The sequence below is a fragment of the Paenibacillus sp. 1011MAR3C5 genome (genome assembly GCF_003591485.1).
Classification (GTDB): domain Bacteria; phylum Bacillota; class Bacilli; order Paenibacillales; family Paenibacillaceae; genus Pristimantibacillus.
Genome location: NZ_QZCF01000007.1, coordinates 78,999 through 93,967, shown reverse-complemented (window position 1 = coordinate 93,967; position 14,969 = coordinate 78,999). Strand labels below are relative to the sequence as shown.

General features: G+C 52.4%; 17 protein-coding genes. All 17 read right to left on the bottom strand.

Annotated elements, in window-relative coordinates; genetic code table 11:
* Positions 1–137: 137 nt before the first annotated feature.
* Positions 138–539: a F0F1 ATP synthase subunit epsilon gene (locus tag D3P07_RS20535; RefSeq protein ID WP_119802136.1), complete on the bottom strand. Its 402-nt coding sequence runs from the start codon at positions 537–539 to the stop codon at positions 138–140.
* A 24-nt stretch (positions 540–563) separates the two neighbouring features.
* On the bottom strand, positions 564–1,967 hold the full coding sequence (gene atpD / locus D3P07_RS20530) for a F0F1 ATP synthase subunit beta (RefSeq protein ID WP_119802135.1): 1,404 nt from the start codon (positions 1,965–1,967) through the stop codon (positions 564–566).
* Positions 1,968–1,999: 32 nt separating this feature from the next.
* Entirely contained in the window at positions 2,000–2,860 is an 861-nt protein-coding gene (gene atpG, locus D3P07_RS20525) for an ATP synthase F1 subunit gamma (RefSeq protein WP_119802134.1), read from the bottom strand.
* Positions 2,861–2,954: 94 nt separating this feature from the next.
* Positions 2,955–4,460 carry a F0F1 ATP synthase subunit alpha gene (gene atpA, locus D3P07_RS20520; RefSeq protein ID WP_119802133.1) on the bottom strand — a complete coding sequence of 502 codons (1,506 nt, stop codon included), beginning with the start codon at positions 4,458–4,460 and terminating at the stop codon, positions 2,955–2,957.
* A gap of 15 nt (positions 4,461–4,475) precedes the next feature.
* A complete protein-coding gene (locus D3P07_RS20515) occupies positions 4,476–5,024 on the bottom strand; it encodes a F0F1 ATP synthase subunit delta (protein ID WP_119802132.1) in 549 nt (182 codons plus the stop codon).
* Positions 5,021–5,506, bottom strand: coding sequence for a F0F1 ATP synthase subunit B (gene atpF / locus D3P07_RS20510; RefSeq protein ID WP_119802131.1), 486 nt, complete (start codon positions 5,504–5,506; stop codon positions 5,021–5,023). Before atpF ends, D3P07_RS20515 begins: the two co-directional genes overlap by 4 nt.
* An 86-nt stretch (positions 5,507–5,592) precedes the next feature.
* Positions 5,593–5,811 (bottom strand): F0F1 ATP synthase subunit C, encoded by a 219-nt coding sequence (gene atpE / locus D3P07_RS20505; RefSeq protein ID WP_119802130.1) that lies wholly within the window; start codon positions 5,809–5,811, stop codon positions 5,593–5,595.
* 109 nt (positions 5,812–5,920) lie between these two features.
* Complete coding sequence (gene atpB, locus D3P07_RS20500; protein ID WP_119802129.1) at positions 5,921–6,691, bottom strand: F0F1 ATP synthase subunit A; 771 nt, start codon at positions 6,689–6,691, stop codon at positions 5,921–5,923.
* A 9-nt stretch (positions 6,692–6,700) separates the two neighbouring features.
* Positions 6,701–7,081 (bottom strand): ATP synthase subunit I, encoded by a 381-nt coding sequence (locus tag D3P07_RS20495; protein ID WP_119802128.1) that lies wholly within the window; start codon positions 7,079–7,081, stop codon positions 6,701–6,703.
* Complete coding sequence (locus D3P07_RS20490; protein ID WP_119802127.1) at positions 7,074–7,307, bottom strand: AtpZ/AtpI family protein; 234 nt, start codon at positions 7,305–7,307, stop codon at positions 7,074–7,076. The genes D3P07_RS20495 and D3P07_RS20490 overlap by 8 nt, the downstream gene beginning before the upstream one ends.
* A 191-nt stretch (positions 7,308–7,498) precedes the next feature.
* Complete coding sequence (gene wecB / locus D3P07_RS20485) at positions 7,499–8,647, bottom strand: non-hydrolyzing UDP-N-acetylglucosamine 2-epimerase (RefSeq protein ID WP_119802126.1); 1,149 nt, start codon at positions 8,645–8,647, stop codon at positions 7,499–7,501.
* Between the two features lie 37 nt (positions 8,648–8,684).
* Entirely contained in the window at positions 8,685–9,314 is a 630-nt protein-coding gene (upp, locus tag D3P07_RS20480) for a uracil phosphoribosyltransferase (protein ID WP_119802125.1), read from the bottom strand.
* A gap of 216 nt (positions 9,315–9,530) precedes the next feature.
* Positions 9,531–10,586, bottom strand: coding sequence for an acyltransferase (locus D3P07_RS20475; RefSeq protein WP_182914432.1), 1,056 nt, complete (start codon positions 10,584–10,586; stop codon positions 9,531–9,533).
* A complete protein-coding gene (locus D3P07_RS20470; protein ID WP_119802123.1) occupies positions 10,564–11,418 on the bottom strand; it encodes a D-alanyl-D-alanine carboxypeptidase family protein in 855 nt (284 codons plus the stop codon). The genes D3P07_RS20475 and D3P07_RS20470 overlap by 23 nt, the downstream gene beginning before the upstream one ends.
* A gap of 9 nt (positions 11,419–11,427) precedes the next feature.
* Positions 11,428–12,534 carry an alanine racemase gene (gene alr, locus D3P07_RS20465; protein ID WP_119802122.1) on the bottom strand — a complete coding sequence of 369 codons (1,107 nt, stop codon included), beginning with the start codon at positions 12,532–12,534 and terminating at the stop codon, positions 11,428–11,430.
* 4 nt (positions 12,535–12,538) lie between these two features.
* Positions 12,539–13,618 carry a D-alanine--D-alanine ligase family protein gene (locus tag D3P07_RS20460; protein WP_119802121.1) on the bottom strand — a complete coding sequence of 360 codons (1,080 nt, stop codon included), beginning with the start codon at positions 13,616–13,618 and terminating at the stop codon, positions 12,539–12,541.
* 160 nt (positions 13,619–13,778) lie between these two features.
* Complete coding sequence (locus tag D3P07_RS20455; RefSeq protein WP_259391617.1) at positions 13,779–14,882, bottom strand: mechanosensitive ion channel family protein; 1,104 nt, start codon at positions 14,880–14,882, stop codon at positions 13,779–13,781.
* Positions 14,883–14,969: the final 87 nt, after the last annotated feature.

Below are 14,969 nucleotides of genomic sequence, written 5' to 3'. Positions count from 1 at the left end.
ATTCCATTATATGCGGCCACGTAATAAAAATGGACTGTTCCCCACTTTTCCTTTGCAATGATTCTTGTATTAGAGTTGTTCAAATCAAAAAAGAAGCCTCCCGCGCGTTATACGCACGGAAAGCTTCTTAGGATCGATTAGATCTTTTGTCTTACGTTCAAGCGGTTCATCGCGCGCTGCATAGCCATCTCGGCACGACGGAAGTCAACCTCGTCCTGCCTAGCGGCCAGACGCTGTTGCGCACGCTGCTTCGCAGCTTCCGCACGTTCGATGTTGATGTCTTGCGCAAGCTCTGCGCTTTCCGCCAGAATAACAATTTTGTCCTTGCGAACTTCGATGAAGCCGCCATTGACAGCGACGATATCGACTTTGCCATCGCGTTTGATCGTAACAGGTGCAATGCGAAGCGGCGTTACGAGCGGGATGTGGTTAGGCAGTATACCTAGCTCGCCCTCTACGCCCGTTACGCTTACCATATTCGCAGTCTCCTGATACACCTTGCGCTCCGGCGTTACGATTTCTACCAGAAAGGTACTCATGTGGATTCCTCCCGCCTTTCGCTATTAAAGCGTTTTGGCTTTCTCCACGGCTTCTTCAATGACACCTACGTAACGGAAAGCTTCTTCCGGCAGGTGGTCATATTTGCCCTCGAGAATTTCTTTGAAGCTGCGAACGGATTCTTTAACCTGTACGTATTTGCCTGGCGTTCCAGTGAACGGCTCGGCAACGTGGAACGGCTGGGACAAGAACAATTGGATTCTGCGTGCACGGCCAACTGTTATTTTATCTTCCTCGCTCAGCTCGTCCATACCCAGGATTGCGATAATATCTTGAAGCTCTTTGTAGCGGGCAAGAATCTTCTTGACGCCTTGAGCAACATTGTAATGCTCTTCACCCAGAACCTCAGGGTTAAGGATACGGGAAGATGAAGCTAGCGGATCAACCGCTGGGAAGATACCCATCTCGGAAATTTTACGCTCCAGGTTAGTCGTTGCGTCCAAATGAGCGAACGTTGTTGCAGGAGCCGGATCCGTATAGTCATCCGCAGGAACGTAGATCGCCTGAATCGACGTTACAGAGCCTTTTTTCGTGGATGTGATACGCTCTTGAAGCTGACCCATCTCCGTTGCCAGCGTTGGCTGGTAACCTACCGCCGAAGGCATACGTCCCAGAAGGGCCGAAACCTCGGAGCCCGCTTGCGTGAAGCGGAAGATGTTGTCGACGAACAGAAGTACGTCTTTGCCTTCTTCGTCACGGAAATATTCAGCCATAGTCAGACCCGTCAAAGCTACGCGTTGACGCGCGCCTGGCGGTTCGTTCATCTGACCGAATACCATCGCTGTTTTTGGTAGTACGCCGGAATCTTTCATCTCGTGGTACAAGTCGTTACCCTCACGGGTACGCTCGCCTACACCAGCGAATACGGAGATACCGCCATGCTCTTGCGCGATGTTGTTGATAAGCTCCTGGATCGTTACCGTCTTACCTACGCCGGCACCGCCGAACAAGCCGATCTTGCCGCCTTTAGCGTATGGTGCAAGCAAGTCGATAACTTTGATGCCTGTTTCAAGAATTTCCGCTTGCGTGGACAATTCGTCGAATGCAGGCGCTTGACGGTGAATCGGAAGGTTAACTTCCGACGTAACGTCGCCAGCTTCGTCGATAGGCTCGCCTAATACGTTAAATACGCGGCCGAGCGTTGGAGCGCCAACCGGAATTGTAATAGGTGCGCCTGTGTCTACAACTTCCATGCCGCGAACAAGACCGTCTGTCGTGCTCATCGCAACGGCACGAACCATGTTGTCACCGAGGTGAACAGCTACTTCCAGCGTCAGGTTAATGTCCACTCCGCCTTGGTCGGCTTTGTGCACGATTTTGACGGCGTTCAAAATCTCCGGCAGGTTGCCGCGTTCGAACTCAAGGTCGACGACCGGACCCATGACGGATACAACGCGTCCTTTTTTCATTGCTTTCCCTCCTGCTTCCTTCTTATATGAACTTATGATTGTGCGTTAGCTCCCGCAACGATCTCGGAAATTTCCTGGGTAATCGCAGCCTGACGGGCACGGTTGTACGTCAGCGTCAGCTGATTGATCATCTTCGTCGCGTTTTTCGTCGCGCTACCCATTGCCGTCATACGAGCACCGAATTCGGATGCCTTGCCGTCCAGTACCGCGCTGTAGATAAGCGTCTCCGCATATTTCGGCAGCAATACTTCCAGTACGCCTTCCGGCGATGGCTCGTATTCATAAGCGGAAACCGCCGTACCCTCGCTGATCTCATCCAGAGGCAGCAAGCGGGATTCCGTCGGGATTTGAGTAATCGCATTTACGAATTGGTTGTAATATAGATACAGTTCGTCATAAGCGCCTTCTGCGAAATTCTGCACGGCTGCTGTAGCAACTGTCTTGATGTCTGCAAAGGTTGGCGAATCAGTCAACCCGATTACTTCTTCAACGATAGGCATGTTCCGGCGACGGAAGTAGTCACGGCCCTTACGGCCGATCACGAACAATACATACTCGTCCGTAGACTTATGCTTTTCTTGAATGGTTTGCGTTACTTTGCGCAAGATGTTCGCATTGTAGCCGCCTGCCAGACCCCGGTCGGAGGTGATGACCAGATAGCCCGTCTTTTTGATTGGACGAGTATCCAGCATCGGATGCTTCACATCCTTGGTGCCAGCCGCGATGCTAGCAACAACTTCTTTCAGCTTATCCGCGTAAGGACGAGCAGCGGTAGCAGCTCCCTGCGCTCTTCTGAGCTTGGATGCGGCAACCATCTCCATCGCTTTCGTGATTTGCTTCATGCTTTGTTTGCTCTTGATCTCGCGCTTAATATCGCGCATGCCTTTTGCCATTTGATTTCACCCGCCTTCGTATGCCCTCGAATGCCTTCGGGGCGTGGTAAGGGCCTACGCCCGGACGTGTTTGGACGGGCGTAGGGAAATATGTCTAAGCGAAGCTTTTCTTGAATTGGTTGATCGCGTCTACAAGAGCTTTCTCGTTGTCTGCAACGAGGTCCTTCGTATCGCGAATCGAAGCGCCGATCTCCGGATGGTTGGAGTCCATAAATGCCAGGAATTCTCTCTCGAAACGGGAGATGTTCTCGAGCGCAACATCATCAAGGTGTCCCTTAACCGCTGTATAGAGAGAGATAACTTGCTTCTCTACCGGCATTGGCTGGTTAACGCCTTGTTTCAGGATTTCCATCGTACGCGCGCCGCGGTTAAGGCGTGCGAGCGTCGACTTGTCGAGGTCGGAACCGAACTGCGAGAACGCTTGAAGCTCGCGGTATGCCGCAAGGTCAAGACGGAGCGTACCGGCAACCTTCTTCATCGCCTTGATCTGCGCGGAACCGCCTACGCGGGATACGGAGATACCAACGTTAACCGCTGGGCGTTGGCCGGAGTAGAACAAGTCGGACTCCAGGAAGATCTGACCGTCAGTAATGGAGATAACGTTCGTCGGGATATAAGCCGATACGTCGGACGCTTGCGTCTCGATGAACGGCAAAGCTGTGATCGAGCCGCCGCCAAGCTTGTCGCTCAGTTTCGCAGCGCGCTCCAGCAAGCGGGAGTGCAGGTAGAATACGTCGCCCGGATAAGCCTCACGACCCGGAGGACGGCGAAGAAGCAAGGAAAGCTCGCGGTATGCCGCAGCTTGTTTCGTCAAGTCATCATATACGATCAAGGCATGCTCGCCTTTGTACATGAAGTACTCAGCCATCGATACGCCTGCGTACGGTGCAAGATACAAAAGTGGAGCTGGATCGGATGCGCCTGCAGTGACAACGATGGTGTATTCCAATGCGCCGTGGCGGCGAAGCGTTTCCACAACGTTGGCAACTGTAGATTGTTTTTGGCCAATGGCAACGTAGATACATTTTACGCCATTGCCCTTTTGGTTGATGATCGCATCGATCGCGATCGTGGTTTTACCCGTTTGACGGTCACCGATAACAAGCTCGCGTTGACCGCGGCCGATTGGTACCATGGCGTCGATCGCTTTGATACCTGTTTGCATAGGTTCATGAACGGATTTACGATCGATAACGCCCGGAGCCGGGGACTCGATCGCGCGAGTTTGCGTCGTGTTAACCGGACCTTTGCCGTCTACCGGCTGTCCAAGCGGGTCAACAACGCGACCCAGAAGCTCGTCGCCTACTGGAACTTCCATGATGCGGCCTGTACGCTTAACTTGGTCGCCTTCGCGAATGTCCGTGTAAGGACCCAGGATAACGACACCCACGTTGCTTTCCTCAAGGTTGAGCGCCATACCTACAACACCGTTCGCGAACTCGAGCAACTCGCCTTGCATCGCATTCTCAAGGCCGTGTACACGTGCGATACCGTCACCGACATTGATGACCGTGCCGACATCCACGACTTGAATTTCGGATTTATATTGTTCGATCTGTTGTTTAATCAGCGTGCTGATTTCATCAGGTCTGATACTCAATTCGTTCACCCCTATCTACAGTGCTTTAGAATTTAACGTTTTTTGTAAACGATCCAGCTTGCCGGACAAGCTTCCGTCATACAGGCGGTCGCCGATACGGACTTGAATGCCGCCAAGCAGCGCTGGCTCGACAATTTGCTGTGCAATGATCTTCTTGCCTGTGATGCTTCCGAATTGCGCCGCAACGCCCAAAAGCTCTTCGTCCGTCAGCTTCTGCGCAGAGTAAACCGTCGCATGAGCCTGACCGAGCGCCTCGCCCGCAATCTTGGTGAATGCTTCATACACCTCAACGATGATCGCTTGACGACCGCGCGTGATGATGACTTTCAGCGTATCCAGTACGATTCCGGAAGCGTTGTTGCCGAATGCCGCTTTCAATACGTCGATCTTGGCGGTTGGAGCAACGCTTGGCAAGGAGAGGAATTTCTCGATTTCCGCGTCCTGCTTCAGAGCTTCGGCGATCAGCTTAAGCTGAGCTTCAACCTCGGAGACAGTTCCTGCGGCGGAAGCAAGCTCGAACAGCGCTTTTGCGTAGCGCTTCGCTACGACCGTGTCCCGGCTCATTTGCTTCCAACCTCTTTCAGGTATTGGTCAACAAGTTGCTCTTGCGACTTCTCGTCCACTTGCTTCTCGATAATCTTGGAAGCGATCTTCACGGAGATTCCGCCAACCTCTGTGCGAAGAGCGGCAATCGCCTTGTTCTTCTCGCTCTCGATGTCCTTCAGCGCATCGTCTTTCAGACGAGTAGCCTCGTTCTTCGCGGATTGTACAATCTCGTCCGCTTGCTTCGTGCTTGTCGATCTTGCTTGATCAATAATCGCATAAGCTTCTTTGCGCGCTTGCTCGAGTGCAACCTTTTGCTCATCAAGCGATGCCTCTGCCGCTTTGCGGCTTGTTTCTGCCGTGTTCATCTGTTCCTGAATCAGCTGTCTGCGCTTCTCCATAACCGTGAACAACGGGCCAAATGCGTATTTATTCAACAGCCATAACAGAACTAGAAACGCAACGATCGCGAAGACTGTCGACTCCCAAATAAACTTATCCATAGCTGCAACTCCTTCCTTACATGCTTGTAATCAAAACGAAGGCGAAGAGGGCTAGGCCTTCCCCGCCAATTTCAGGTCTCTAATGATTAGCCGAAGAACGCCAGGAAGGCGATAACTACGCCGATGATAGGTACAACTTCGACGATACCTACACCGATAAACATTGTGGTTTGCAGCTTGCCTTGAAGCTCAGGCTGACGAGCGATACCTTCGATTGTTTTGCTTACGATCATACCGTTACCGATACCCGCGCCAAGTGCGCCCAAACCAACTGCAATTGCTGCTGCCAAAACTCCGTAATCCATTTAAAAATCCTCCTCAAAAATAGGTTTTTAGATTTAATGTTAGATCTTGTTTATAACTAATCCCGCGCAAGTAATCGAACCGATCCTTATACGGGGTTTAAACCCATGCTTAATGCGCTTCTTCTTCATCGTGATGATGAATGGTGGCTTGCGAGATATACACCATCGTAAGAATCGTGAACAAGAACGCCTGAATACCTCCGACAAAGATACTGAAGGCTTGCCATGCTGCAAGGAATGGGAGACCCCATAAGCCTAGCATTAGGATTGTTGCAATCAGAACCTCGCCCGCGAAGATGTTCGCGTATAGACGAAGAGCCAGCGTCAGTGGTTTCGAAATTTCCTTGATCAGGTTAAGAGGGAAGAAGATTGGAAACGGCTCGAAATAGTGCTTCAGGTAATGCTTGCGGTTTTCCTTCATGCCCAGGTAATGAACCAAGAAGATAACCACAATCGCAAGGCCAGCTGTTACGGACAAGTCCGCAGTTGGTGATTTCCAGAAGGCAATATGCACGTGACCGTCATACTTCTTAAGAAGATCATTCGTAATGCCAAGGAAAGAATTAGGCTCCGAATACTCGAACACGACACCGAACGGAAGACCTAGCAAGTTAGAGATGAAGATGAACAGTATGAGCGTAAGTCCTAGCGATAGGTAGCGCTTTACTTTTTCCAGCGGCATCGTACTTGCAACGGTATTGTGAACGAATTCGATAATCCATTCCATGAAGTTTTGCATCTTGGACGGATTCTCGACCGACAGATTGCGAACCGCGAGACGGGCGAGTACGAACGTAATGATCATGGTGACGATAATCGTCCCCCAAGTTGAAAAATCAATTCGAAAGCCGCCTACATCCCATACCGGAAATTCATGCATGTTAATTTTTCACCCCTTTCCGCTGTTAAGTCGTTTCTGGTGAATCAAAGCTGATACCAATAAAATAAACGGCATCACCATACTTGCCGCAAGCGTTGCCGGCAGGTTGAACGTTTCCGGATATTTGTAGGCAATCATCGCGACCAGCAGCACCATCGCCATGCGGCTTCCAAGTCCCAGCCCCATCTTGCGCATGCCCCGATTCGCCATGGCCTGTCCTACAATCTCCACTCTGCGTCTAAGCAAAAGCGCATTCATGAAACTCGCGAGTACGCCCAGCAGAAGACCAGCGAATACGCTCTTCCACTCCGGAAAGATACCCCAGAGCAGCAAGCAGGCAGCCGCAAAAAAAAGCGCCCCGCGCATCGCCATCTTGAAAATGTTATCCATCGGAATCCTTCAACACCTTCCTGACAATCAGAATGGCTGAAAGAATACCGACAGCCAGACCAACAAGCAGTCCGCCGACCGTCCCGGCTTTCGGATCGCCGAAGCGCTCCCCAGCCGCCTGGCCGAGCCAATATCCCAAGAAAACACAAATCCCGACATCCACGCCAAGCGCCCCGACAAGCGCGGCGGCCTTCCATGGATTGTCACTGTTGCTTTTCCCATTCATATTGCTCCAACCCCTGTCAATCCTCATTTATTTTATCGAAGCGGCGCAAGGTTTGTCAATTGAAATAACAGCAAATTTTCCGTGAACGAAAGGGGGAAAACCCTTATCCTACAAGGTTTCTGAAGCGCCGAAACCGTACAGTGCCACTGTATGCTGTATATTCTGCGCTTAGTCCGAATCCCCGAGATAAACTATGAACGTTGTGTGAACGAATCAGGACGTTGCTTGCTTCTACCAAAATGATGAAGGATTGCGTCAACAATTCGTTCAGAGGCTTTGCCGTCGCCGTAAGGATTGGCTGCTTGGCTCATTCGACAATATAATGCTTTGTCGTTGAGCAGCGCCTTCGCTCTTCCATATACATCCTCTTCATTCGTGCCGACCAGCTCAAGCGTGCCCGCCTCGATGCCTTCCGGACGCTCCGTCGTATCGCGAAGCACGAGCGTCGGTACGCCGAAGGATGGCGCTTCTTCCTGCAAGCCGCCGGAATCCGTCATAATCATGTACGTATGAGGATAGAAGTTATGGAATTCAAATACATCAAGCGGTTCAATCAGGCGGATCCGCGGGTGATCGCCCAAGATCTCATTAGCCGGTTCTCTCACCGCCGGGTTCGGATGAACGGCGTAAACGACGACGACATCTTCGTGCTCATCTGCAATACGCTTCACTGCGCGGAAGATGTTGCGGTGCGGCTCGCCCAGCGACTCTCTGCGGTGCGCGGTCATCAGAATCATCCGCTTGCCCTTCGCCCATTCGATGACCGGATGCTCGAACGACTCGTCCACCGTGTATTGAAAGACGTCCGCAGCTGTGTTGCCCGTCACGTAGATCGTGTCCTCCGACTTGTTCTCCTTGCGCAGGTTGTTCGCCGACCATTCCGTCGGAGCAAAGTGAATGTCGGACAAGACGCCCGCCAATTGCCGGTTCATTTCTTCCGGATACGGCGACATCTTGTTCCAAGTACGAAGCCCCGCTTCCACGTGGCCTACTTTAACTTGCTTCAGGAACGAAGCGTAGCTGGCCAGGAAGGTCGTCTGCGTATCGCCATGCACCAGCACGATATCCGGCTTAGCCTCCGCCAGCACAGGTTCCAGTCCCTCCAGCACTCGGACTGTCGTCTCCGTCAGCGTCTGGCGTTCTTTCATTACGTTCAGGTCATAATTCGGCTTGATCTCAAAAAAATCAAGCACCTGGTCCAAAATCTGTCGATGCTGCGCCGTAACGCATACGATGGACTGGATGTCATCCTCGCGCCGCTGAAGCTCCAAGACAAGCGGAGCCATCTTTACCGCTTCCGGACGCGTGCCGAATATGGTCATTACCTTTAGTTTAGACAAAAGATTCCACTCCTACATCATAGTTGGCTGAAAATGTTTAGTTCGTGCCGTACATGCGGTCCCCCGCATCGCCAAGTCCAGGCACGATATAGCCTTTTTCATTCAAACATTCGTCCAGTGCGGCAATATAAATATCAACATCGGGATGCGCGTCCTGCACAGCCTTGACGCCCTCCGGAGCTGCAATGAGACACATGAGCTTGATTTGGTCGCAATTGCGCTTCTTCAGCGAAGAGATCGCGGCAATAGCAGATCCGCCCGTTGCCAGCATCGGATCGATCACGATCAGAAGCCGGTTCGGCGCATCCGTAGGCAGATTAATGTAGTACTCTTTCGGTTGAAGCGTCTCATGGTCTCTAGCCAGTCCGATATGGCCGACTTTAGCCGACGGAATCAGCTTCAGGATACCATCCACCATGCCGAGGCCCGCTCTCAGAATCGGAATAAGGCCAAGCATGCGTCCCGATACAACCTTCGCATCGGTAATAGCGACTGGCGTCTCCACCTTAATCGTGTCCAGCGGAATATCCCGCGTAATTTCGTAAGCCATCAATGTTGCAACTTCATCCACCAGCTCGCGGAAGTCCTTCGTATTCGTTTCCTTATTACGAATGAACGTCAGTTTATGCTGGATTAGGGGATGGTCGCATATAACCAGTTTGCTCATGGAGCGTAATTCCTCCCAAATTCCTTTTCGACGGACATGCTTATAGCATGGTCACAATCCCATATATTATAGCACTGTAAAGAAAGCGTTGCATCTGGGCCCCGAAAAAAATCTGCGCCTCTGCCTCTCCCCTCCAGCACATAATCAGCCCATGCCAAAAAAGCCGCTTAGCCTTCGGAATTATTGCAGCATTCCAAAGGCTCAAGCAGCTGAAGCTTATGATCGTTTGACCGGTGGAAGCGGCATTCTTCCTAGCGCGTCAAGAAGCCGCGCTGCTAGTATGGAGACGATGGTCGTGAAGACGCATACGGCGATATAATGCACAAGCGAATGATCCACTAGAATTGGCTTCATTCCCGCAGCTCCAGCTATTCCCCGAATCGCTACCAGGACCGCCGGATGGAGCAGGTAGATCCACTGGGCAATCGCGCCTGCGCGGGCACTCGAGCTGATCTTAATCTGCATAGCCATTCCGAATAGGGCGTATACCGCGGGCAGAAGTGCGATGTACATGCTGTCATGTCTAGGGAATCCTGCATCTCGCAACAGGATGCCTTCCAGGAACAGAACCCCTATGCTGATCAGCAAAGCAACAGGATAGACATATCGCACTTTCGGCGTTGCCGAATGTTTCGCCATGCACAAGCCCATTGCCAGAAAGACAGGGGCAAAGAAAAAACCGTTGCGCGTATAATCGAATCCAGCGAACAACCAATCATACATGGCTTTAAGGTGGGGCTCCTGCACAGCAAGACCATAGTAGCTGTCTCCCATCACGCCAATCGCGTATAGCAAGCATACCAAGACCGCGAAGGCCCATCGCGGCAGCAGCCGGTACAAGCCATAAACCATATAGATGCCAATCAGCAGCGCAGGCAGATACCATAGATGATAGAAGGTGCCGTCGATGACAATATCCCTTGCAAGCGCTGGCCAGGAGATGCCTTGATCGAAGTCGCCTTTGTATACATTAAGGGGAAGATAGATCATCATGGCTGCCAGGTAGAGAAGGGCTACTTTCAAAGCATAGCGGTTGATCATGCTTCGATCTTCCCGGCCTTTGCCCGTCAACTTCCGAAAGAGCAGATAGCCGGAAGCCATAAAGAAGAATGGAACCGCCAAGCGGCCTACTATGCCTGTGATTAAAAAATCGGCATATTCATCATAGGTTAGCAAGGGTCCTGTATGAATCGCGATAACGAGGAAGGAGGCCGCCAGCTTGACGAGATCGATGCCTCCATACCGTCGATTAGCGCCCCTTGGTTTCATCATCATCAATCCCGTACACGGTCACGATAAAGCCGTCCACATTATTGCCCGATACCTGGTAGCCTTCGCATACCGGCAAAGGTATCTCCGTCAGCCCCCGCTCTTCCGCTCTTACGTAGTAGACCGCAGCCCTTGTCCCTTCACGATCAAGCTGGAGCCATCCCCCGGCGAATTCAAATCTTTTCACATCATCCATGTACTCCTCCAGACAATAACCCAATCGCTCCATCCACTGCGCATGCGGCGTTCCCACATAACGATAGTGCCACGGCTCGCATGCGATGCCCGTAAGCGCCCGCTTTCCCTCTTGATATCGCTGAATGAAGCCGTAACGCGCCGCCGTTTCTTTAAACGCCAGACATTTGCCGTGATCAGGGAACGACGGCGCGATAAAGTCCAGCTCACCCGCCTGCCGCTCTCCTACGTCCACGGCTAGTCCTGTCTGATGCTCGCTCCTGCCCGGCAGCGCAACATAGCTAGCCGTATATTCCGGTCCGCTATCACGGATAGAGCCCTCGTAGATAGCTTGCTGTTCCTCCTGCGACCGATAACCGCTCACTACGACAATGTCGTCCAATGCCTGGACAGCGGTTAGCAAAGCGGCCAGTTGCCGGAGACAGACCGTCTCTAGTTCGATTGCAGGGCCAAGCACTTGCAATCCGCCAGCAGCGGCCACAGGCGACAAGGCAGCTGGTTCCTTAACTGACCGTACGGGGTGCATGGCATTCACCAGCAGGAGATGCCCTCTATGCACCTCATCCCGGCCCAGCCGAATCGTAGCAGCCACCAATCGCTCTGCCTTATTCGAGGTGAACTGTGCGGTTATTCTCTCCATATCTATCCCCTACTCCTTATAGATTCGCTCGACTCGGCTTGACAATGACGTCGAGATTTCCTGCGATACAGTCCCCGCATGCAGGGCGAGCTCCGTGATTGCAACACGCTCTTCTCTCTGGCTTCCGATCAGGACAACCTCCGTCCCCGCTTCATACGAACGATCCAGGCGGATCATGAGCTGGTCCATGCAGATCTTACCCACGACTTGCGCTCTGCGCCCTTCGACCAGCATCTCCGTGTTCTGTAAGCTCTGGGACCAGCCGTCTCCGTAGCCAATGGGCACCGTTCCAATCCACTCATCTTCTTCCGCAACATAGGAGTTGTCATACCCGATGCACTCCCCCTTCCGCAGCTGCTTTACTTGTATCAGTCTGCTGTACAGGCTTAGTGCAGGGCGCAGATGGATGCCGGACACCAACTGCTCCGGATAGAAGCCGAATAAAGCGGCTCCGATCCGAACCATATCCATGGCAAGCTCGGGGAAGCGCAGTGCCGCATTGCTGCCCGCGCAATGATAATGACGGGCTTCAATGCCGGATGTCCGGCTCCACTCTTTCATTTCCAGAAACTTGGCGAGCTGCGTCCTCAGGAAAGCGGTATCCTCTCTTGCAGAAGTTGCAAAGTGAGTGTAGAAGCCGTCTACATCAATAAAGTCCCATTGCAGCCACGGCACAAGCTCGTCCCACTCTTCTTTGGTTCTAAGACCAATCCGTCCCAGCCCCGTGTCCACCTTTACATGCACCCTCAGGTTATCCTTGCAGAGCGGTTCCCGGTACGGCGCCATCTGGCGGAACCACTCTGCATGTGTCACAGTCACCATTAGCTGATGCCGGATCGCGAGCATCACCTCCGATGGATGAATCGGGGCCAGAATCAGGATCGGAAGCTCGATCCCCTTCGACCTTAGCAGCAGCGCCTCTTCCAGATAGGCAACGGCCAAATGATCAGCGCCTCCTTGCGCCGCCGCTCGTGCCGACGCTACGCTGCCATGCCCGTATCCGTCAGCTTTCACGACGGCCATCAGTTTGGCGCTCTCCGGCATAAGTCTGCGAATCTCGGCTGTATTTTCTCTAATCGCGCCAAGACTCACTTTCGCTCTCGTATCTCTATACATGTCTTCACCTTGCGTATTGAACGGTCAATTTGTCTGCATGGCGCATAAATGCGTAATCAATCAGCTTCTCGATCAGTTCACTGTACGCCGTTCCGTTCGTGCGCTCCCACATGACGGGATACATGCTCGTACCCGTAAAGCCTGGCAGTGCGTTGATTTCGTTCAAATAAAGTTGGCCGTCCTCACCCAAGAAGAAATCGACTCGCGCAAGACCGGAGCAGCACAACGCGCTGTAGGCTTGCACCGCATACTCTCGAATGCGTTCCATGACGCCTGCGGGCAGCTCCGCCGGAATCGACATAACCAGTTCCTTGTCCATATATTTGGATTCAAAGTCGAAGAAGCGATGGCGATGAATGAACTCTCCCGGCAAGGAAGCGAGCGGGCGCTCATTGCCCATGACCGCGACTTGAATTTCCCGTCCCGCGACTTCCCGCTCGATGACTAGCTTTCTATCGAATCGGAACGCGAATTCAATTCCCCGGATAAGCGCGTCTTTATCCTCGCAGCGGCTAATGCCTATGCTGGAGCCAAGCGTCGCCGGCTTGACGTAACATGGATAACCCAGCGCCCGCTCCAGCCGATCCAGCCATTGTTCGCGCTCCTCGCTCCATTGCTCCAGACGGAAGCTGATATGGTCCGTCTGCCGGATACCCGCTTGTGCCAGCAATTGCTTGGATACGGCTTTATCCAGCGTCAGTGCAGCCGACAGCACGCCATTGCCGACATATGGAATATCCAGCAATTCCATAAGTCCCTGGACGGTACCGTCTTCTCCATTCGAGCCGTGAAGCAGAGGCAGCACAACCTTCTTGCCCTCGCCCGACATATAACGCAGCAGGACTGAGCCCATCGATTGCGATGGCGATACCGATTCCGGTCTCATCACCAGCTCATCGATGGTTGCATGCGGGCGCTCCTGTATACCGCAGCAGCACCATGCCCCTTCCTGCTGTGTGATGTAGATCGGAAACACATCGAACTTCTCGCGGTCTATCGATCCTAGGACTGTAAATGCCGTTCTGAGGGAAACCTCATGCTCTACCGATTTGCCGCCATATAATACAAACATTTTTATTTTCATAACAAAATAGCCTCCTACGCTCGACTGATTACCTGTTACCAAGATAACCTTCAAACGTTAAGAGGCTTGTAAGTGAAACATAACAAAAGCTTAAGATAATATGAGGATTAATGATAAACTTCCTTAAGATCCTGCACACTGCGACAAGCAGCACTGAACGTTAGCCACGTTCTGGATTCCCTTCATGTCTCGCCTCGCCCGACTCGCCGCCGACTACAATGCGCTGCATAGGCAGCGCAAGCTGCACACCTTCTTCCTTAAGAATTTGGAGCATGGCCAGCTGCGTCTCCTGACGAACGGTGAGATGATCCTTCCACGCAGTCGTCTTGGTGAAGTAATAGAGCATAATCCCAAGGCTGCTCTCCTTGAATTCATTAAACCTAACCATAATCGTCTCGTCGTCGATTTCTTCATTGTCCATTAAATAGCGCTCAATGCGGTCAATAGCCATAGTCAGCCGTTCCGCATCCGTATCCAGCGCCACATTCAGGGTAAACGTGATGCGCCGCCTGCCCATCCGGCTCCAATTCGTAATCGGCTGATCGGCAAGCGTGGAGTTCGGCACCGTGACCAACGCATCGGCGAATGTCCGAATCTTGGAGCTTCGGAACGTAATATCCTCCACCACTCCCTCTGTGGAAGGCGTCAAGATCCAGTCTCCTTTGGAGAAGGGCTTCTCCAGTATGATAATGACTCCGCCCAGAATGTTGCCGAGTGTATCCTTGGCCGCCAGAGCCAGCGCAAGACTGCCTAACCCCATGCCCGCAACTACCCCGTTAATATTGAAGCCCCATTCCGAGATTACTGCCGTAACCGCAATTACAATCACTACGAAGCGGACCGCCTTCGAGAGGAACGGAATCAGCATGCTGGAGTCGTCTCCGCCGAACCGCTTGAGCGCTCCTTCCATAAATACAGACGAAACCGCAGACAGATTGTACAGACCGCCCCCGATCAAGAGAATCATGCCGCTGCGGAACAGCTTATGCACAACAAGCAGAGGCGTCCAATGAGCCGGGACGTAATAGAGGATCGCCAAATAAGCGCCCAGCAGCACGAACAAGCCGCGAAGCGGCTTCTCGAACGCTTCCAGCACACGTGCAGCCAGCTCCATTCGCGCCAGTCGCTTCATCAGGAAGGTGAACAAAAACCGGACAAATAATCTCCGGAACAATAGAAACAACAAAAATATACCGATGGCAATACCAAGATCAAGCAATCGCCAGACTTCAATCTTATCCATTAGCCAATCCATAGTGGTCATCGCAAATTGCAGCTCCTTTCCGCACGCTCACGTCAAGGTTTGCACCAGTCATGCTGTGCGTCAGCGTAAAGTACTATTTTAACATAG

Bases quoted from the DNA above. Each gene is read 5' to 3' on its own strand.
- D3P07_RS20535 (WP_119802136.1), bottom strand. From the start codon at position 539: ATGAGTACCTTTCTGGTAGAAATCGTAACGCCGGAGCGCAAGGTGTAT.
- atpD (WP_119802135.1), bottom strand. From the start codon at position 1,967: ATGAAAAAAGGACGCGTTGTATCCGTCATGGGTCCGGTCGTCGACCTT.
- atpG (WP_119802134.1), bottom strand. From the start codon at position 2,860: ATGGCAAAAGGCATGCGCGATATTAAGCGCGAGATCAAGAGCAAACAA.
- D3P07_RS20515 (WP_119802132.1), bottom strand. From the start codon at position 5,024: ATGAGCCGGGACACGGTCGTAGCGAAGCGCTACGCAAAAGCGCTGTTC.
- atpF (WP_119802131.1), bottom strand. From the start codon at position 5,506: ATGGATAAGTTTATTTGGGAGTCGACAGTCTTCGCGATCGTTGCGTTT.
- atpE (WP_119802130.1), bottom strand. From the start codon at position 5,811: ATGGATTACGGAGTTTTGGCAGCAGCAATTGCAGTTGGTTTGGGCGCA.
- atpB (WP_119802129.1), bottom strand. From the start codon at position 6,691: ATGCATGAATTTCCGGTATGGGATGTAGGCGGCTTTCGAATTGATTTT.
- D3P07_RS20495 (WP_119802128.1), bottom strand. From the start codon at position 7,081: ATGGATAACATTTTCAAGATGGCGATGCGCGGGGCGCTTTTTTTTGCG.
- D3P07_RS20490 (WP_119802127.1), bottom strand. From the start codon at position 7,307: ATGAATGGGAAAAGCAACAGTGACAATCCATGGAAGGCCGCCGCGCTT.
- upp (WP_119802125.1), bottom strand. From the start codon at position 9,314: ATGAGCAAACTGGTTATATGCGACCATCCCCTAATCCAGCATAAACTG.
- D3P07_RS20475 (WP_182914432.1), bottom strand. From the start codon at position 10,586: ATGATGAAACCAAGGGGCGCTAATCGACGGTATGGAGGCATCGATCTC.
- D3P07_RS20470 (WP_119802123.1), bottom strand. From the start codon at position 11,418: ATGGAGAGAATAACCGCACAGTTCACCTCGAATAAGGCAGAGCGATTG.
- alr (WP_119802122.1), bottom strand. From the start codon at position 12,534: ATGTATAGAGATACGAGAGCGAAAGTGAGTCTTGGCGCGATTAGAGAA.
- D3P07_RS20460 (WP_119802121.1), bottom strand. From the start codon at position 13,618: ATGAAAATAAAAATGTTTGTATTATATGGCGGCAAATCGGTAGAGCAT.
- D3P07_RS20455 (WP_259391617.1), bottom strand. From the start codon at position 14,882: ATGACCACTATGGATTGGCTAATGGATAAGATTGAAGTCTGGCGATTG.